The sequence below is a fragment of the Bacillus sp. AR4-2 genome, from assembly GCF_008274865.1.
Lineage (GTDB): Bacteria > Bacillota > Bacilli > Bacillales > Bacillaceae_G > Bacillus_A > Bacillus_A cereus.
In genome coordinates this window covers 2,771,065-2,790,834 of the sequence record NZ_CP031062.1, presented here as the reverse complement: position 1 = coordinate 2,790,834, position 19,770 = coordinate 2,771,065, and the positions used below count along the sequence as shown (strand labels likewise).

Genomic DNA, 19,770 nt, shown 5'->3' with positions numbered 1-19,770 from the left:
AATATGCTTTTTCAAAAAGAAGGTTTATTGATTAGATACGTAATGGAAGATGATGCATCTATCATTTCTAAATGGTTAACGGACCCAGCAGTCCTGCGGTATTACGAAGGACGAGATAATCCGCAATCTGTAGAAAAGGTGCTTGATCATTTTATACATAGTCCAAACAGTAATGAAAAAAGATGTTTAATAGAATTTGATACCATTCCGATTGGTTACATACAAATGTACCCAGTGGATTCAGAGTGGAAAGCGTTATATGGCTATAAAGAATCACAAAATGTATGGGGTATGGACCAATTTATCGGTGAACCAGCCTATTGGGGAAAGGGAATTGGAACAAAACTCGTTCAGGCAGCAATTACATATATTATGGGTGAAATGGGAGCAGAAGCAATTGCAATGGATCCGAAAGTAAATAATGAACGAGCAATAAAGTGTTATGAAAAAAGTGGATTTAAAAAAGTAAAGATTTTAAAGGAACATGAGTTGCATGAGGGGAAATTAGAAGATTGTTGGATGATGGAATATAAACAATAATAATGGCTTATACAAATAAAGGGGGATGTGTGAAATGAAAAAAGCATTAATCGTAATTGATGTGCAAGCGGGTATGTATACAGCTGGAATGCCAGTACATAATGGGGGAAAGTTTTTACAAACATTGCAAGAGCTTATTAGGGAATGTCGTTCAAATGATATTCCAGTTATTTATATCCAACATAACGGTCCTAAAGACCATCCGTTAGAAAAAGGTACGGATGGATGGCGAATCCATGCGGCCATCGCTCCGCAAGAAGGAGATAATATAGTTGAAAAGACGACTCCAGATTCATTCCATAATACAAACTTAAGCGAAGTGTTACAAGAGAAAGGAATTGAACACGTTATTCTTTCGGGAATGCAAACAGAGTATTGTGTAGATACGACAACGCGCAGAGCATGTAGTGAAGGGTATAAAGTAACGTTAGTGAGTGATGCGCATAGTACATTTAATACAGAAGTGTTACGTGCTGAAGATATTGTGAAACATCATAACGCAGTATTGGGAGCGTTTGCGGATGTTGTTGCAGTAAAAGACTTAAAAGTGGCTGCCTCTAAATAAGAGGCAGTTTTTTATTAGAAAAAATAGCGTCAAATATTGTTAGTAATTCGGTATTTTGAAATAATCACTTATATAATTTCACGTACCATAATGAAAAAATACAAAAAGGAGCACCACATAATTAAAAAGGGCGCTCCTGCATTAAAACGTTACTTTTTCTTATCTTTATCCAATATATTTTGTTCTTCAGCAAACTCTGTACCATATGCAAAGCGGCGATTAATACGAATGTTATCATTGTTGTGCCTTGTATGAGAGTTAGAGAAGCGATGAACGATTACTTCAGATAAAGTGAAGACGATGGCAGAAAGGATACTGCCCCATGCAATTTGCATATAGTTGTCTAATAAAATATTACCAAAAATCCATACGCTTAAATATGTTAATAAGAAATCCGACATAATGGCACCAGTATTGCCAATTCGATTTAAAATAATTTTATCAACGAACATGTAGGATACGATTGTAACAAAGAGACTGAATGAAATAATTTGAACAAACGTTGCAGGGAAAAATAAAGCAAGCCCAATGCTAAATGCGATAATGCACGATATAAACTTGATAAGCACTACTGTGAAATCATTCAAAATTTACACCTCCGATTTATACATAGTTTTTCAATAAATTCTGGAGTTCATACATTGTAACGGATTTATTTACATAAAACTTTTTCATGTTCGGAATTTAGTCTAAATATTATAAAAACAATGAAAAAATGTTATAGTAAAATGAGAGTGTATGACATTTTTAGGTAAGGGGGAATCCAAGATGTGGATTACTTCAGAAGTAGAAATTCCAGATGAGTTAATTGATCACCTTGAGCAAGGAAAGTTAGTGTTATTTGTTGGAGCGGGAGTTTCTATGAAAGGGAAATCAAACTTACCGAATTTTGATGATTTAGTTGATGAAATTGCAAAAACGTTATATGTCGAAAAACGTGAAATAACAGAGCCACATGATTATTATCTTGGCAAAATTGCGAAAACAAAAGATGTACATCAAGTCGCAAGAGATCTCGTTCATATAGAGAAATCAAAACCGAATCCATTGCATTATGCAATTCCAAGGTTATTTCCTTTAGATACAGATATCCGCATTGTAACAACAAATTTTGATCAACATTTTACAACTGCAATTAAAGAAATAAATAGAGATATCAATGTTTATTACGCTCCAGCTTTACCGACTGGGAGAGCTTTTAAAGGTCTTGCTTACATACATGGTAATGTAGAACAGGAGAAAGAGGCTTTAATTTTAACAGATGGTGATTTTGGAAGGGCTTACTTAACGGAAGGGTGGGCGAGAAGGTTTTTAGTTGATCTATTCTCAAATTACACCGTTTTATTCGTTGGATATAGTCATAATGACCCAGTAATGAAATATTTAGCAACTGGTTTACCACCAAGTACAAGACGATTTGCTTTTGTCGCACAAGGAGAAAATACATACCACTGGGAACATTTAGGGATAAGACCAATTGTGTATCCGAATAAGGTGAATAATCATCAATCCCTTGTAAAAGCGGTAAAACGCTGGGCTGAATTAATGGGTGATAATTATATTACGAAAAGAATGCGTATTCGGGATATTGTAACGGTTCCCCCGTCAGTAGAACAGGAACAATTATCATACATAAAGCAATCGATTAAAAAAATTGAAACAGTACGTTACTTTGTGGAATTTGCTCATGATTATGAATGGGTCGAATGGTTAGAAGCAGAAGGTAAATTACAAAATTTGTTTATGCTTACGCCAAACTATAATGAAGTAGATGAATTACTTGCAGAATGGTTAGTGGAACAATTTCTTTTTAGTCATCAGAAAGAATTATTTCAATTAATTTATAAAAACTATTCTAAAATATCACCGTTATTATGGAGAACAATTTGTAACTACTTAAACGAAACGAAGAGTAAGATGGACCCGTTGTTGTTTGCAAGGTGGACACTCCTTTTATTAGAAACAGCTGAAAAAGATAGTAGCTCTATAGAAAAGATTTCTAAGTTACTGCAAAAATGTTCTTTTCCTGAGCATAAAGAAATTGCCTTATTGTTACTAACTTTTATTTTAGACGGAAAACTGAAGTTGAAACGTGTAAGAAAATGGGGAAATGATACGCAAGAATCAATAGAACTCGAGGAATCGAGTCGCTTACCAGTATCTACATTTTCTCATGTGGAGCAAATTTGGAACGAAAAGATGAGGCCATATATCGCTTATTATGCTGTTCCAATTATGATGATTGGATTAGAAAAATTGAGAATGTTGTCGTTAAGACAAACGGCACTGAAAAAAAGAAATAAGGAAAATGTAGAGAAAGAGTTTCATCAAAATGACCTTGCATTTTTAATACGAATTGTAAAAGAGTGTCTAACTTATTTATGCGAAAACAATGAGAAAAAAGCGGATTATTATATTACAGAAATGATAGAAGCAAATAGTGTACTTCAAAAGCGAATTGCAATTGATGCGATGAATAAAAATATTTTTGTTCGTGTAGATGACAAAATGAAATGGTTGTTACATGAAGGACTTCTTTTAGATTTCACTTATAAACACGAAGTTTTTCAACTTTTAAAAAGGCATTATGCACATTGTTTAGAAAAAACAAAAGAAGAAGTCACTCGAACTGTAATAAAGCATCTTACAGAAGAGAGGGTATTTGATGCATGTCTCGTATTAGACTTATTATTCAAGTGTGATTCGAATAGCCCATCTACGGCAAATGGGTATGAGTTAATGAAGCAAAAGCATCCTCATTTTCATTCTGAACGATACAGTGTACAAAAGAAAGAGGATACAGCAGAAAGCATTACTTGTAATGTAACTGCTGACGGATTATTACAGCTGAAAGATGTTGAAATTATGAAGCAAGTTCAGCAATTTTCGCAAGATGGTGTTTTTGAACAACGCCATTTTTTAGAGATGTTATCAAAAGCATGTAAATTAAACACAGAGTGGAGTATTTCATTTGCATACCAATTAGTAGGAGTGCAAGAAATAAGTAATGAAGTATGGTTTGTTTGTATTAGAGAATGGCGAAATAATCGAGGATTGACGAATGAGCAAATCCAAAAAATTATTCCGCTATTGCAGAAATTTGTTAGAAATACTGCTTTTCATTGGTTAATTAGTAGTTTTCTATATGAAATTAGTAATCGACTAGAAGAGTTAGAAGAGAATAGTATACGTGTTGTAAAACGATTTGCTTTTTCAGTGTTTCCTCAAGTTATGAAGAGTGATACAGACTTTAAGCTTGGGAAACAAGATTTTTATAATGAATCAATTCAGCATCCAGTTGGAAAAATGACGGCTGTATTATTAAAGTTGTTATCATATGATCATTTATACGATCGTAATGTATATGAATATTTATTTTTATTTGAAGAACAAGTAAGAGTTAATTCGGAACGAACAAACTTTATGTTTGCTCGTTTAATAGCAGATATTACATTCCTATATCATATTGAAAAACAATGGTGCCGAAAATATTTGTTACCATACTTAGATTTAAAAAAACAAAATGAGATTACGGAATATGCATGGGCCGGCTTATGTTACACGCAAATAAATCTACCTTTATTTACAGAAATGAAGCGATTTATTAAGTATGCGATAGAACATTTGGAAGTATTACATCCGCATACGAGAGAAGCTTTCTTGAAATGGCTTAGCTTTGTATTTATTAAATGTGTACTATATTGGGAGCAAAAAACAGATTGGTTATACCCGTTACTCATACTAGAAAATGAAGAAAATAAAATTAAGTTTATGCAGTTTTTATGCTATTACGTCAAAACATTAAGTATAAAAGAACAACAAAAATTTTGGACAGCTTGGCTCAGTGTATTTTTGCGAGAACGACCAAAAATGGGTGAGATAACTGCAAGAGAATATGTAATGCTTTTACGTATTATTTTATACATGGATGAAATATTAGAAAAAGGATTATGTATTATGTCTCGTGCATTTTCAAGTGTACATGGTAAATGTGCAGGTGAGGAAATGAAGCAGTTATTGATTGAAATGCTTCATAAAAAAGAAAGTATGAAAGCGCATAAAGAAATATTTGCAAATGTGTTTTTTATTTTACTACAAACATGTCACGAAGCCGTTTTATTTGAAAAAGAAATCATAAAAATAAAAGAATTATTAGTTCAGTATGAAGTAGAGGAATATGTTTTACATTTACTGGAAAATGAAATAATTCGCATAGGAATTGTAATGGGTGATTTACAAAAAGAATTATAGGACGAAAGTGGAATTTAAAAAAATATATAAAAAGTTGTTGACAGTGTTTTGAAAAGCGTTCTATAATACGAATCATACTTATTCAATTTCAAAAACATTTGAATAAACAAAGTGCAATGAAGAGATCACAGTAGTGGTTAGTCTTACTGTAACAGAGAGCTGGTGGTTGGTGTGAACCAGTACAGGGATAATCATGAATTACAGTCTTGGAGCATCTTTTTCGTAATAAAGATAGTTTGTCTTTATGAGGAAAAAGCGGTCAATTGATCGTTAACAGTGAAGAGAGGTAGACGGAAAGTTAGTCTACAACTAGGGTGGTACCGCGATAAATATCGTCCCTACTGATTTATTCAGTAGGGACTTTTTGTATTTTAGTGGTTCAACTTGAAAATTAAATAGTCATGCATTGAAAGGAAAAGCAGTAGTTGTTGTTTCCCTGTAACAGAGAGCTGGTGGTTGGTGCAAACCAGTACATAAACAAGAGCGAATTACAGTCCTGGAGCATCTTTTTCGTAGTAAAGATAGTATTGTCTTTATGAAGGGAAAGACGGTCAGATGATCGTTAACAATGAAGAGAGGTAGACGAAAGAAGTCTACAACTAGGGTGGTACCGCGATAAATATCGTCCCTACTGATTGGATCAGTAGGGCTTTTTTGTACAAAAAAGTGGATTTTTAACTAGTAGTTCATGTCTTTGTAAGAATTATCAGTTTAAAATAAGAAGAGGTATCGATTCCACTATGAATTTGTATAATTAGTCAGTTCAGAAAATAGAGAATTTTTTATTCTCTTACTATACTTTTAAAACATTAGAGGAGGATTTCCAAATGGCAAATCATGAATTAGATCAATTACGTAAACAGGTAGATGAAATTAACTTACAACTATTACACCTTTTAAACAAACGTGGTGAAATTGTTCAAAAAATTGGAGAGCAAAAGCAAGTACAAGGTACGAAACGCTTTGATCCAGTACGTGAGCGTGAAGTACTTGATATGATTGCAGAGCATAACGAAGGACCATTCGAAACATCAACAGTTCAACATATTTTCAAAACGATTTTCAAAGCAAGCTTAGAGTTACAAGAAGATGATAACCGTAAAGCGTTACTAGTATCACGTAAAAAGAAACAAGAAAATACAATCGTTGATGTAAAAGGTGAATTGATTGGAAACGGAACACAAACGTTCATCATGGGACCTTGTGCAGTAGAAAGTTTAGAACAAGTTCGTCAAGTAGGGCAAGCGATGAAAGACCAAGGCTTAAAATTAATGCGCGGTGGTGCATTCAAACCGAGAACTTCTCCATATGATTTCCAAGGTTTGGGAGTAGAAGGACTTCAAATTTTACGTCAAGTAGCAGACGAGTTTGACTTAGCAATTATTAGTGAAATTTTAAATCCGAACGATGTTGAAATGGCATTAGACTACGTTGATGTAATTCAAGTTGGTGCACGTAACATGCAAAACTTCGATTTATTACGAGCTGTAGGTAAAGTTAACAAACCAGTATTATTAAAACGTGGATTAGCAGCAACAATTGATGAGTTCATTAACGCAGCGGAATACATCATTGCGCAAGGTAACGATCAAATTATTCTTTGTGAGCGCGGTATCCGCACATACGAAAGAGCAACACGTAACACATTAGATATTTCTGCAGTACCAATTTTAAAGAAAGAAACACATTTACCAGTTATCGTTGATGTAACACATTCAACTGGACGCAGAGATTTATTATTACCAACAGCGAAAGCGGCACTTGCAATTGGCGCAGATGCAGTAATGGCTGAAGTTCATCCAGATCCAGCAGTTGCATTATCAGATTCTGCACAACAAATGGACATTCCAGAATTCCATAGATTCATGGATGAGTTAAAAGGTTTCAAAAATAAATTATCTTAATTCCATATCATATATGCGTTGAAGAGGAAACAGTAGTGCTTATCTCACTGTTAAAGAGAGCTGATGGTCGGTGTGAATCAGTACAAAGGTAAGCATGAATTACAGCCTTGGAGCATCTTTCCCGACAACTTTTGGAGGGTAAGACGGTCAAACGATCGTTAAAGAAGAAGAGAGGTAGACGAAGGAAGTCTACAACTAGGGTGGTACCGCGATAAACATCGTCCCTACTGAGCGCTCAGTAGGGACTTTTTTGTACAAAAAAATAGTAAAGGGGCAAGAGAAATGAGATACATTACAGCTGGAGAATCACATGGACCGCAGTTAACAGTTATTTTAGAAGGTGTACCAGCAGGTTTGACACTTACGGCGGAACATATTAATAAAGAATTATTAAGAAGACAAAAAGGTCATGGACGCGGAAGACGTATGCAAATTGAAACAGATACAGTTGAAATTGTAAGTGGTGTTCGTCACGGGATGACACTTGGATCACCGATTACGTTAATTGTAAAAAATGATGATTTCAAACATTGGACGAAAGTAATGGGTGCAGAGCCAATTTCGGAAAAAGAAAGTAAAGACATGAAACGTACAATTACAAAACCACGTCCCGGACATGCAGATTTAAATGGAGCAATTAAATATGGTCATCGTGATATAAGAAACGTATTAGAGCGGTCATCTGCAAGAGAAACGACAGTTCGTGTAGCTGCTGGTGCAGTTGCAAAACAAATTTTAAGCGAATTAGGCGTGGAAATTGCAGGACATGTTCTTGAAATTGGTGGAGTAAAAGCAAAACATATTTCAAACTTATCGATTGAAGAAATTCAAACAATTACTGAAAACTCACCAGTTCGATGTTTAGATAAAGAAGTAGAGCAAGAAATGATGAATGCGATTGACAACGCAAAAAGTAGTGGAGATTCAATCGGTGGTATTGTGGAAGTCATTGTAGAAGGTATGCCGATTGGCGTCGGTAGTTACGTCCATTACGATCGTAAATTAGATGCAAAACTTGCTGGTGCAATTATGAGTATAAATGCATTTAAAGGTGCTGAAATCGGCGTAGGTTTTGAAGCGGCACGACAACCAGGAAGCAAAGTGCATGATGAAATTCTGTGGGATGAAGAAAAAGGATACACGAGAAGAACGAATAATGCCGGCGGTTTAGAAGGCGGTATGACAACAGGTATGCCAATTATCGTAAGAGGCGTGATGAAGCCAATTCCTACTTTATACAAACCGTTAGCAAGCGTTGATATTGATACGAAAGAAGCATTCCAAGCGAGTATTGAAAGATCTGATAGTTGCGCAGTACCAGCGGCGGGTGTAGTAGCTGAATCTGTTGTGGCATGGGAACTTGCAGATGCACTAGTCGAACAATTCGGAAAAGATCGTATGGAATTATTAAAACAAAACATTATGCAACACAATAACTACGCAAAAGAATTTTAATAAAAAGGTGGGTTTAACGTGCAAGTAAAAGATCAACTATCATCATTACAACCATATAAACCAGGTAAATCACCAGAACAAATGAAAGAAGTGTACGGAGATCATTCGTTTGTGAAATTAGCATCGAATGAAAATCCATTCGGCTGTTCGCCACGTGTTTTAGATGAGTTGCAAAAATCGTGGTTGGAACATGCTTTATATCCTGACGGAGGTGCTACAACGCTCCGTCAAACAATCGCAGATAAGTTACATGTGAAAATGGAACAAGTACTTTGTGGTAGTGGTTTAGATGAAATCATTCAAATAATAAGCCGCGCCGTATTACGAGCGGGAGATAACATTGTAACAACAGGTGCAACATTCCCACAGTATCGTCATCATGCCATTATAGAAGGTTGCGAAGTGAAGGAAGTTGCGTTAAATAACGGTGTATACGACTTAGAAGAAATTTCTTCAGTAGTAGATAACGATACAAAAATTGTATGGATTTGTAACCCGAACAATCCAACAGGCACATATGTGAATGACCGAAAATTGACTCAATTCATTGAAGGTATTAGTGAAAATACGTTAATTGTCATTGATGAAGCGTACTATGAATACGTAACAGCAAAAGATTTCCCAGAGACATTACCGCTTTTAGAAAAACATAAAAATATTCTTGTACTTAGAACATTTTCTAAAGCGTACGGATTAGCTTCTTTCCGCGTTGGATATGCGGTTGGACAGGAAGAATTAATCGAAAAATTAAATGTCGTTCGTTTGCCATTTAACGTATCTTCATTAGCGCAAAAAGCAGCGACGATTGCTTTTGGTGATGACGAGTTTATTGAAGAAATAGTTCGTGTGAATACAGAAGGATTACAACAATACGAGAGCTTTTGTAGGGAAAATGATATTCCATTTTATCCATCGCAAACAAATTTCATCTTCTTGCCAGTTGAGAATGCTGGAGAGATTTATGAAGCTTGTGCACATGCAGGATTTATTATTCGTCCGTTCCCGAATGGTATCCGTATTACAGTCGGAACAAGGGAGCAAAATGAAGGGGTGATTTCAGTGTTACAACAACACTTTGAAAATAAAAAAAGAAAGTCTCGAGATGAGGAAAATGCGTAAAAAGGTAGTATTAATTGGAACTGGTTTAATCGGAGGCTCTCTCGCATTAGCAATTAAGAAAGAGCACGATGTAACGATAACAGGTTATGATATATTTCAAGAACAAGTAGAGCGTGCAAAAGAATTACACGTAGTAGATGAAATAGCAGTTGATTTACAGCATGCATGTGAAGAGGCACATTTAATTGTTTTTGCTTCTCCAGTTGAAGAAACAAAGAAGCTATTACACAAACTTGCGTCATTCCGTTTACGAGAAGATGTTATAGTGACTGATGTTGGTAGTACAAAAGGCACGATTATGAATGAAGCAGAAACTTTATTTTCAAAGGAAGTATCTTTCATTGGTGGACATCCAATGGCAGGTTCTCATAAAACGGGAGTTGAAAGTGCAAAAGCGCATTTATTTGAAAATGCATTTTACATTTTAACACCGATGCATCCTGTGCCAAATGAACATGTGGAAGAGTTAAAAGATTGGTTAAAAGGAACGGGATCACATTTCCTTGTTTTAAATACAGAAGAACATGATTATGTAACAGGAATCGTTAGTCATTTCCCGCACCTTATCGCAGCAGGTTTAGTGAAGCAAGTAGAGAAACATGCAGGAGATAATCCGCTCATTCATCAGCTAGCTGCTGGAGGGTTTAAAGACATTACACGTATCGCATCTAGTAGTCCGAAAATGTGGAGTGATATTGTAAAGCAAAATCGTGAGCATTTAATGGTATTATTAAAAGAGTGGATCTCTGAAATGGAAGATTTATATAAAACAGTTTCTACCGGAGATGCATGCGAGATTCAAAACTATTTTGCAGATGCGAAAGAATACCGTGATTCTTTACCAGTAAGAAAGAGAGGGGCAATTCCTGCCTATCACGACTTATACGTCGATGTATTAGATAAGGTGGGGGCATTGGCTCATATTACGAGTATTTTGGCGCGCGAGGAAATTAGTATTACGAACTTGCAAATATTAGAAGCGCGTGAAGGACTGCTTGGGGTATTACGTATTAGCTTCCAAAGGGAAGAAGATCGTATGAAAGCAAAACTAGCGCTTGGAGAAGAAGAATACCAAACTTATGAAACAATTTAAATGAGAAGGTGAAAAACGTGAAAGAAAGAACAATACAACCTGTTAATAACGGATTGAATGGCAATATTACAATCCCAGGTGATAAATCCATTTCACACCGTGCTGTTATGTTCGGTTCTATTGCAGAAGGGAAAACAACAATTAAAGGTTTCTTGCCCGGTGCAGACTGTTTAAGTACGATTTCATGTTTTAAAGAAATGGGAGTAGAAATTACGCAAAACGGTGATGAGGTTACTGTAGTTGGTAAAGGATTAGAAGGTTTACAAGAACCAAAAGCTGTATTAGATGTTGGTAATTCTGGTACAACAATCCGATTAATGTCAGGTATATTAGCTAACACACCATTTTTCTCTTGCGTACAAGGTGATGAATCTATCGCAAAAAGACCGATGAAGCGTGTAACAAACCCATTAAAACAAATGGGCGCAAACATAGACGGCCGAGAAGAAGGAACATTTACACCGTTAACAATACGTGGCGGTGATTTAAAAGCAATTGAATATATTTCTCCTGTTGCAAGTGCACAAGTAAAGTCAGCTATTTTACTTGCAGGTCTTCGTGCAGAAGGTGTAACAGCTGTTACAGAACCACATATTTCACGCGACCATACGGAAAGAATGCTCGAAGCATTTGGTGTTAAAGTAACTCGCGAAGGGAAAACAGTGAAGCTGTCAGGTGGACAAAAATTAACAGCAACAGACATTCAAGTGCCCGGTGACGTATCATCAGCAGCATTTTTCTTAGTAGCAGGTGCAATCATCCCAAATAGTAAACTAGTATTACAAAATGTAGGAATGAATCCAACCCGTACAGGTATTATTGATGTTTTAGAAAAAATGGGTGCTACGTTCACTGTAGACCTAATTAACGAAGGGGCATCAGAACCAGCTGCAAATATTACAATCGAAACATCTTCATTAAAAGGAATTGAAATTGGCGGAGATATTATCCCTAGACTAATCGATGAGATTCCTGTAATCGCATTAGCGGCAACGCAAGCAGAAGGAATTACAGTAATTAAAGATGCACACGAATTAAAAGTAAAAGAAACAAACCGTATTGATACAGTAGTTGCTGAGTTAACGAAACTAGGAGCTCGAATAGAAGCAACTGATGACGGTATGATCATTTACGGAAAATCAGCTCTAAAAGGCAATACAGTAAATAGTTATGGTGATCACCGTATCGGAATGATGCTTGCAATTGCTGGCTGCCTAGCAGAAGGAAAAACAATTATTGAAGATGCAGAAGCAGTAGGTGTATCATATCCTACATTCTTTGACGAACTTCAAAAGTTAGCTAAATAAAAAGGGTGGAAAGCAGATACGTGATGTATCTGCTTTTTTGTTAAAACGTCCTTGTAATTTCACTTACCGAACTATAATAGTGAGAATTATGATACAATTCAAAAAGGGAATGGAGGAGAATTATATGAATGTCATACAATTAAAAGAAGATAAATTCAGAGAAGCATTACGTTTATCAGAATACGCTTTTCAATATAAAGTAGATGAGGAACGATTACAGCAGCAACTTACAAAAATGAAGGAAAGTCATGAAATATACGGCATTATGGAAGGGAAAGACTTAGCTGCAAAACTACACCTCATCCCGTTTCATATTTACATAGGTAAAGAAAAATTTAAAATGGGTGGCGTTGCAGGAGTAGCGACGTATCCAGAGTACAGAAGAAGTGGGTATGTAAAAGAGCTACTTCAACATTCACTTCAAAGAATGAAAAAAGATGGCTATACAGTCTCTATGTTACACCCATTTGCTGTTTCATTTTACCGTAAATACGGCTGGGAACTTTGTGCGAATCTACTCAAATGTCATATAAGTAAGAGCGATTTAGTGATGAAAAAACAAGTAAATGGTACTGTGAAACGTTTTAATAAAGAAAATCATCCAAAAGAAGTCGAGAAGCTCTATGAAGCATTTGCAGAACGTTTTTCATGTATGTTAGTTCGAGAGAAGAACTGGTGGTTACAAGCGGTTTATGATGATTTAACATTAGCGATTTACTATGATGAAAATAAAAAGGCAGCAGGTTACATGTTATACAAAATAGAAAACTATAAAATGACAGTAGAAGAATTTGTACCACTGCATAATGAAGCACGAAATGGTCTATGGAATTTTATTTGCCAGCATGATTCTATGATTAAAGAGCTTGAAATGAAAGTAAGTGAAAACGAACAGTTGTTATATACATTGCAAGAACCACGTGTGAAAACAGAAATAAAACCATATTTTATGGGAAGAATTGTAGATGTAGAGCAGTTCTTAAAACAGTATGAGTTAAACTGGAACAATGTACAACAAGAAGTCATTTTACATATTACAGATTCATTTGCACCGTGGAATAATGTATCGGTGAGACTTGCAAATTATGAAATAGCAATTATAGAAGAACCAATGGATAAAGGGATCAAGCTAGATATAAATGCACTATCCACAATACTGCTTGGATACAAACGCCCATTAGAACTAAATGAATTAGAATTAATTAGCGGAAGCGAAGAGGAAATACGGGCATTTGAGAATGTAGTACCAGTGCGCAAGCCGTTTATTTATGATTTCTTTTAATTTGCATATAAGATGGAGTTGTTTCGAACAAAATTTTGGGATAGCTCCATCTCATCGTATTAATTTTTGTCGGTAAGTTGATATATCCTGAAAATCGCTGATATAATTTTATTCACATACAAGAGAATAGAATCGCAACTATACGTTGTCACGCACTTGACTTTTATTCCCTGTAATTTATAATTAAAAACGGAATGAATTTTCATTCCTGAAAATAGAGGTGGAAAAAATGGCTAAAAACAAACAAGAGGATATTTTTGATGCTGCGATGCAACTTTTTGCAGAGCGTGGTTACGATGGTACGACAATTCCAATGATCGCTGAAAAGGCAAAAGTCGGTGCGGGTACTATTTATCGCTATTTTGAAAATAAAGAGGCACTTGTTAACTCATTATTTTCAAAAAGTATGTTAGAGCTTTCTGAAATAATAAAAACGGATTTTCCTGTTGAAGCAAATATTCGTGAACAGTTTAGTCATACGTACAACCGTTTATTTGAATTTGCGAGAAACAATGTAGATGCTTTTTTATTTACAAATTCTCACTGTGATAGTTATTTTCTTGATGAACAGAGTAAGAAAATATTTGATGATTTTATAGGCTTCTTTATGAATATTATTGAAGATGGAATCGCAAAAGGTTTTCTTCGTCCATTGCCTCCAGTTGCTTTAATTATTATTGTATATCAACCGCTAGAAAAATTAACGAAAGTAATTGCAACAGGGCAATTAGAATACTCGAAAGAGTTAGTAAAAGAATTAGAAGAAAGCTCTTGGAACGCTATTAGAATCATTTGATTCTATAGCTTTATAAGGACAGGAATGAATATTCATTCCTAAATAGATTTAAAAAAATGAGAGTAGGAAAGGATATTTGTGTAACTAAGGGAATGAACATTCATTCCGGAAAGGCTAGTTTAATAGAATTTACAAAATAACGTAATAGAATAATAGGAATGAACGTTCATTCCGTTACTAACGTGAAACTTTCAAAACGGGAGATGATTCAAATGAGCAAGTTAAAAAGTTGGAGAAGTTTATCTTTTCTATTATGGATAGTTATTACTATTACAATGGTCGTAACGATGCCTAATATGGATAAATTAGTGAAGGAAAAAGGGAAAATTACAATCCCTAATACAAAGCAAAGCAGTATTGCTGACAAGATGATGAAAGAGATGGATAAAGAAGGGGTTGAAAAGTATGAAATTATAGCCGTTTTTAATAGTGGCAATAAGGCAGCTTTAACAGATGAACAAAAGAAGGAAATAACAAAAACAATCAACGCCCTGCAAAATGAAAAAGAGCAATTAGGAATTAAGGAAGTTGTTTCACATTTAGACAATAAAGACTTGGAGAAACAATTAGTTTCTAAAGATAATACGACTATTTTAACGCAAATATCGATAGATAAAAAACACGGTGAAATATCAAAGGTTTCAAATAATCTTCATGAAAAAGTGCAAACGAAAGAGGTAAAAACGTATTTAACAGGAAGTGACTTAATAGCGGGTGATTTTCTTAAATCCTCTCAAGAGGGAGTGAAAAAGACAGAAGTTATTTCAATCATTTTCATTCTTGTAGTATTAATCCTCGTATTCCGTTCACCAGTTGTTCCAATTGTTTCTCTTCTTACAGTTGGTATATCGTATTTAGTTTCAATGGGGATTATTGCTCAGCTTGTAGATCAATTTAATTTTCCATTTTCAAACTTTACACAAGTGTTCGTAGTCGTCGTCCTGTTTGGGGTAGGAACAGATTATAATATTTTATTATATACGAGGTTTAAAGAAGAATTAAGTAAACAAGAAAATGCATTTTTAGCTACAAAAGAAACATTTAAATCAGCAGGTAAAACTGTATTATATAGCGGAATTGCGGTGCTAATTGGTTTTGCATCACTTGCGTTAGCAAGTTTTAAATTATATCAATCTACTTCAGCGGTAGCAATTGGTGTCGCAGTTTTATTACTAGTATTAACTACGTTAAATCCGTTTTTTATGGTGCTTTTAGGAAAAGGGATGTTTTATCCCGTTAAAACATTTAAAGGTCATGAAGACAGTCGTCTATGGGGATTCTTTGCGAAAAACTCAGTAGTGAGACCATTTGTAGCTTTAATTATTGTATTCGTGATATCAATTCCTTTCATATTAAAGTATTCTAATACACTTAATTACAACGATTTATTTGAAGTAGACAATAAATATGAGTCGAAAATGGGGATTAACGTAATAGAAGAACATTTTCCACCTGGTTTTTCTTCACCAAGTACGTTAGTCATTCAATCGAATAACAAGTTAGATGAGGCGAGTTCGCTTCAAACTTTAGATGAACTAACTGATAAGATTTTGAAAGTAAAAGGTGTGTCAGAAGTATATGCACCAACACGTCCAACTGGTGAGAAGATAAAAGAATTATATTTAAATAAGCAAGCGGGAGAATTGAATACAGGATTAGGAGATGCCGATGGTGGCATAAAGGAAATTAATGATGGATTAACAGATGCGAAAAATAAAATGGGAAGTAATGATTCAAATAGTCTTGCGAATGTTCAAAAATTAATTGATGGAACGAACGAGGCGAAAAACGGGGTATCAGCATTAGGAACAGCTTTACATCAATTATCAAATGGCATAAACGACGGTGCACAAGGAGCACAGCAAATTGAGAGTGGTTTAGCTTCAGTAAACGAAAATATAAATGTCCTATCTAATGCAACGTCGCAGCTGCATGCTGGTTATGCACAGTTAGAAAAAGGTTTAAACTCTTACGATCAATACTTCGGAAGTATTTCTCAAGCGATTGATGGTGCGAAAAAGGGATATGAACAAATTGAAATGTTAATGACCAATTTCGTTCAAACGAAACCAGAATTAGCGAATGATCCAAACATACAACAAACGATAGGAATTGCTAAAGAGGCTCAAAAGAAATTAAGCGTACTTTCAAATGAATTAAATCAATTAGCAACACAGCACAAAACGGCGATGAGTTCATTTAAAGAAGCGAATCAATCGTTACTGAAAGTGGATAACGGCTTAAAAGAAATGAGCAATGGAGTTAATAAGTTACAAAAGGGAGCAGCCGATCTTAAAAATGGATTAAATGAAGGTTCTTCAGGTTCAAAACAAATTACAAATAAATCAGTTGAGTTACAATCTGGATTAACGAAAATAAACGATGGGCAAGGACAACTTTTAACGGGCCTTAAAGACCTGCAAGAAAAGATGGGGCAATTACAATCCGGTTTATCTAAAAGTACAGAAGGGCTTGGAAAAGTAAGTAATGGCCTGCATGACGCACAAAAATATTTAGGGGAGCTCAATGAATCGAAGAGCTCTGAGAAGTTTTATATTCCAAAAGAAGTGCTAGAGGGAGAGGATTTCCAAAAAGCATTGAACACGTACATGTCACAGGATAGAAAAATTGCTAAAATGACTATCATTTTAGATGTAAATCCGTATTCAAAAGAAGCGATGCCAATTATTCAAGAAATCAATAAAACAATCGATGGCACTGTAAAGGGAACGGAATTACATGATGCGAAAACAGCAATTGGCGGAACAACAGCTAGAAACGTTGATTTAAAAGAAGTAACAGGGCAAGATTTCTTACGTACAGCTACAATTATGTTAATTGGAATTGCGATTGTATTAATCGTAATCACACGCTCATTACTAAACACAATATTTATTATTGGCTCATTACTATTAGCGTACTTCGCATCACTCGGTATAAGCGAACAAATTAGTGCACATGTATTACATGTAGATTCATTAAGCTGGAATGTTCCATTCTTTAGCTTCATTATGATTGTCGCTTTAGGAGTGGATTATAGTATTTTCGTAATGATGCGCTATAACGAGATAGAAGGGGATTCGGTAACGAAAATTGTAACTGCATCTCGTCATATAGGAGGAGTTGTATTATCAGCGGCGCTAATTTTAGGCGGGACATTTGCAGCATTAATTCCATCAGGTGTATTAACACTTATACAAGTTGCATCAGTAGTTGGCGTTGCACTTCTTCTATTAGCTTTAATTGTGATGCCGATATTATTACCGGCGTTAATAGGGTTAACGAGTAAAATGAAGAGTTACAAAGAGAAAATAATAAATACGAAATAAGAAGAGACTGTAGGGAATGATTTCTCTACAGTTTTTTCGGTATATAATATTTCAGATGAAAATGAATCCGATATATTACAGAATGAGCAGTGAAAGGTTATATGAGAAAGAGGTCGATGATATACATACAATAGCTAGGGGAATGGACAAAAACTATCCGATTTCATTGTAGAAAGGTAATCAACCGTTGCTATTCATCCAGCTTCTACTATATAATAGCTATAGTCTACAATAATTGAGTCGTAATATGCGATTTTTTAAGACAATCGGTGAGAAAACGCTGAAATAAGCGGTATTAGTAGGAGGACACAAATGATTACAGTAAGTAACGTTAGTTTGCGTTTCGCGGATCGCAAATTATTTGAAGATGTTAACATAAAATTCACGCCAGGTAACTGCTACGGTTTAATCGGAGCAAACGGTGCTGGTAAATCTACATTCCTAAAGATTTTATCTGGAGAAATTGAACCATCAACAGGTGACATACATATTACGCCAGGTGAGCGTCTAGCAGTATTAAAACAGAACCACTTCGAATATGAAGAGTTCCCAGTATTAGAAACAGTAATTATGGGTCACACGCAACTTTACAAAGTAATGCAAGAGAAAAATGCTATTTACATGAAAGAAGACTTTAGTGATGAAGATGGAATGCGCGCTGCTGAACTTGAAGGTGAGTTCGCTGAGCTTAACGGTTGGGAAGCTGAGTCAGAAGCTGCAATTCTTCTTAAAGGTTTAGGTATTGGTGAAGACCTTCATGATAAGAAATTGTCAGAATTAACTGGGGCAGAGAAAGTAAAAGTATTACTTGCTCAAGCTTTATTCGGTCAACCTGACATTCTATTATTAGATGAGCCTACCAACCACTTGGACTTAAAAGCGATTCAATGGTTAGAAAACTTCTTAATGAACTTTGAAAACACAGTTATCGTAGTATCCCATGACCGTCACTTCTTAAATAAAGTATGTACGCACATGGCTGACCTTGATTTCGGTAAAATTCAACTTTATGTTGGTAACTATGACTTCTGGTATGAGTCAAGCCAATTAGCTTTAAAATTAACACAAGATGCTAATAAGAAAAAAGAAGAGAAAGTAAAAGAGTTACAAAACTTCATTGCACGCTTTAGTTCAAACGCTTCTAAAGCGAAACAAGCAACTTCTCGTAAAAAATTATTAGACAAAATTACATTAGATGATATTAGACCGTCATCACGTCGTTACCCATTCGTTGGCTTCACACCTGAGCGTGAAGTAGGAAATGACTTATTAACTGTTGAAGGTCTGTCTAAAACAATTGATGGTGAAAAAGTGTTAGATAATGTGTACTTCACTTTAAATAAAGGTGATAAAGTTGCATTTATCGGCCGTAACGATATTGCGATGACAACATTATTTAAAATTCTTATGGGTGAAATGGAGCCGGATAGCGGTTCATTCAAATGGGGTGTTACAACCTCTCAATCTTACTTCCCAAGAGATAACTCTAAGTACTTTGAGAACAGTGATTACAACTTAGTTGAATGGTTACGTCAATTCTCTCCACAAGATGAGTCTGAAAGCTTCTTACGTGGTTTCTTAGGCCGTATGTTATTCTCAGGTGAAGAAGTTAAGAAGAACGTTTCTGTATTATCTGGAGGCGAAAAAGTTCGTTGTATGTTATCTAAAATGATGTTAAGTGGTGCGAACGTAATCACACTTGACGATCCAACGAACCACTTAGACCTTGAGTCAATCACAGCATTAAATAACGGTTTAATTGCATTCAAAGGTACAATCTTATTCACATCTCATGACCATCAGTTCGTGCAAACAATTGCAAACCGCATTATCGAAGTAACACCAAACGGTGTAATCGATAAAGAGGCTACTTATGATGAGTTCTTAGAAAATGAGGAACTTCAAAAACAAGTAGATGCAATGTACAAAGGTCAATAATATATAATGAAAAAACTCGCTCTTTTTAGAGCGAGTTTTTTTGTCGAGAAAACGTAACATCGCTGGTCGGTCAAATGAATAATTATTCAAATATAATATTAATGAACAGGAGAATTTTTTCATGTATGAAGGGATGTAATGACTTTAAGATTTAAAGAGTTAGTTGAAGAAGGGAAATGTAAGTGGAGTAA

General features: G+C 35.1%; 13 protein-coding genes and 3 other annotated features. Of the genes, 12 read left to right on the top strand and 1 reads right to left on the bottom strand.

Features of this window, described 5'->3' with window-relative positions:
* The first annotated feature begins 3 nt into the window (after positions 1 to 3).
* Positions 4 to 540, top strand: coding sequence for a GNAT family N-acetyltransferase (locus DN399_RS14460; protein ID WP_000898772.1), 537 nt, complete (start codon positions 4 to 6; stop codon positions 538 to 540).
* A gap of 34 nt (positions 541 to 574) precedes the next feature.
* Positions 575 to 1,105 (top strand): cysteine hydrolase family protein, encoded by a 531-nt coding sequence (locus DN399_RS14455; RefSeq protein WP_000709539.1) that lies wholly within the window; start codon positions 575 to 577, stop codon positions 1,103 to 1,105.
* Positions 1,106 to 1,254: 149 nt separating this feature from the next.
* On the opposite strand, the gene DN399_RS14445 is transcribed toward DN399_RS14455, so the two are convergent.
* Complete coding sequence (locus tag DN399_RS14445) at positions 1,255 to 1,692, bottom strand: YndM family protein (protein WP_000997702.1); 438 nt, start codon at positions 1,690 to 1,692, stop codon at positions 1,255 to 1,257.
* A gap of 181 nt (positions 1,693 to 1,873) precedes the next feature.
* Between DN399_RS14445 and DN399_RS14440 the strand changes: the two genes are divergently transcribed.
* The 10 genes from DN399_RS14440 to DN399_RS14395 all read left to right on the top strand — a co-directional run bounded on the left by DN399_RS14440 (position 1,874) and on the right by DN399_RS14395 (position 19,579).
* The gene (locus DN399_RS14440; protein ID WP_006928558.1) at positions 1,874 to 5,356 is read left to right on the top strand and encodes a DUF4020 domain-containing protein; all 3,483 of its coding nucleotides are present in this window, start codon (positions 1,874 to 1,876) and stop codon (positions 5,354 to 5,356) included.
* 107 nt (positions 5,357 to 5,463) lie between these two features.
* Positions 5,464 to 5,699, top strand: a binding site (T-box leader).
* Positions 5,700 to 5,753: 54 nt separating this feature from the next.
* Positions 5,754 to 5,989: a binding site (T-box leader), on the top strand.
* Between the two features lie 194 nt (positions 5,990 to 6,183).
* A complete protein-coding gene (locus DN399_RS14435) occupies positions 6,184 to 7,260 on the top strand; it encodes a bifunctional 3-deoxy-7-phosphoheptulonate synthase/chorismate mutase (RefSeq protein WP_001273575.1) in 1,077 nt (358 codons plus the stop codon).
* A gap of 9 nt (positions 7,261 to 7,269) precedes the next feature.
* Positions 7,270 to 7,489: a binding site (T-box leader), on the top strand.
* Positions 7,490 to 7,542: 53 nt separating this feature from the next.
* Complete coding sequence (gene aroC, locus DN399_RS14430) at positions 7,543 to 8,715, top strand: chorismate synthase (protein ID WP_006928560.1); 1,173 nt, start codon at positions 7,543 to 7,545, stop codon at positions 8,713 to 8,715.
* Between the two features lie 18 nt (positions 8,716 to 8,733).
* A complete protein-coding gene (gene hisC, locus DN399_RS14425) occupies positions 8,734 to 9,834 on the top strand; it encodes a histidinol-phosphate transaminase (protein ID WP_006928562.1) in 1,101 nt (366 codons plus the stop codon).
* Positions 9,827 to 10,927: a prephenate dehydrogenase gene (gene tyrA, locus DN399_RS14420; protein WP_149149718.1), complete on the top strand. Its 1,101-nt coding sequence runs from the start codon at positions 9,827 to 9,829 to the stop codon at positions 10,925 to 10,927. Before hisC ends, tyrA begins: the two co-directional genes overlap by 8 nt.
* 17 nt (positions 10,928 to 10,944) lie before the next feature.
* Positions 10,945 to 12,234 carry a 3-phosphoshikimate 1-carboxyvinyltransferase gene (gene aroA / locus DN399_RS14415; RefSeq protein WP_000664630.1) on the top strand — a complete coding sequence of 430 codons (1,290 nt, stop codon included), beginning with the start codon at positions 10,945 to 10,947 and terminating at the stop codon, positions 12,232 to 12,234.
* A gap of 124 nt (positions 12,235 to 12,358) precedes the next feature.
* Positions 12,359 to 13,516, top strand: a complete 1,158-nt coding sequence (locus DN399_RS14410) for a GNAT family N-acetyltransferase (protein WP_001100925.1) — start codon at positions 12,359 to 12,361, stop codon at positions 13,514 to 13,516.
* Between the two features lie 229 nt (positions 13,517 to 13,745).
* On the top strand, positions 13,746 to 14,312 hold the full coding sequence (locus DN399_RS14405) for a TetR/AcrR family transcriptional regulator (RefSeq protein WP_001107299.1): 567 nt from the start codon (positions 13,746 to 13,748) through the stop codon (positions 14,310 to 14,312).
* Between the two features lie 212 nt (positions 14,313 to 14,524).
* The gene (locus tag DN399_RS14400; RefSeq protein ID WP_149149717.1) at positions 14,525 to 17,641 is read left to right on the top strand and encodes an MMPL family transporter; all 3,117 of its coding nucleotides are present in this window, start codon (positions 14,525 to 14,527) and stop codon (positions 17,639 to 17,641) included.
* A 312-nt stretch (positions 17,642 to 17,953) separates the two neighbouring features.
* On the top strand, positions 17,954 to 19,579 hold the full coding sequence (locus DN399_RS14395; protein WP_000633864.1) for an ABC-F family ATP-binding cassette domain-containing protein: 1,626 nt from the start codon (positions 17,954 to 17,956) through the stop codon (positions 19,577 to 19,579).
* Positions 19,580 to 19,770 lie beyond the last annotated feature (191 nt).

Coding starts and splice junctions, on each gene's coding strand:
- aroC (WP_006928560.1), top strand. CDS start 7,543: ATGAGATACATTACAGCTGGAGAATCACATGGACCGCAGTTAACAGTT.
- DN399_RS14460 (WP_000898772.1), top strand. CDS start 4: ATGCTTTTTCAAAAAGAAGGTTTATTGATTAGATACGTAATGGAAGAT.
- tyrA (WP_149149718.1), top strand. CDS start 9,827: ATGCGTAAAAAGGTAGTATTAATTGGAACTGGTTTAATCGGAGGCTCT.
- DN399_RS14410 (WP_001100925.1), top strand. CDS start 12,359: ATGAATGTCATACAATTAAAAGAAGATAAATTCAGAGAAGCATTACGT.
- DN399_RS14440 (WP_006928558.1), top strand. CDS start 1,874: ATGTGGATTACTTCAGAAGTAGAAATTCCAGATGAGTTAATTGATCAC.
- DN399_RS14405 (WP_001107299.1), top strand. CDS start 13,746: ATGGCTAAAAACAAACAAGAGGATATTTTTGATGCTGCGATGCAACTT.
- DN399_RS14400 (WP_149149717.1), top strand. CDS start 14,525: ATGAGCAAGTTAAAAAGTTGGAGAAGTTTATCTTTTCTATTATGGATA.
- DN399_RS14395 (WP_000633864.1), top strand. CDS start 17,954: ATGATTACAGTAAGTAACGTTAGTTTGCGTTTCGCGGATCGCAAATTA.
- DN399_RS14455 (WP_000709539.1), top strand. CDS start 575: ATGAAAAAAGCATTAATCGTAATTGATGTGCAAGCGGGTATGTATACA.
- DN399_RS14435 (WP_001273575.1), top strand. CDS start 6,184: ATGGCAAATCATGAATTAGATCAATTACGTAAACAGGTAGATGAAATT.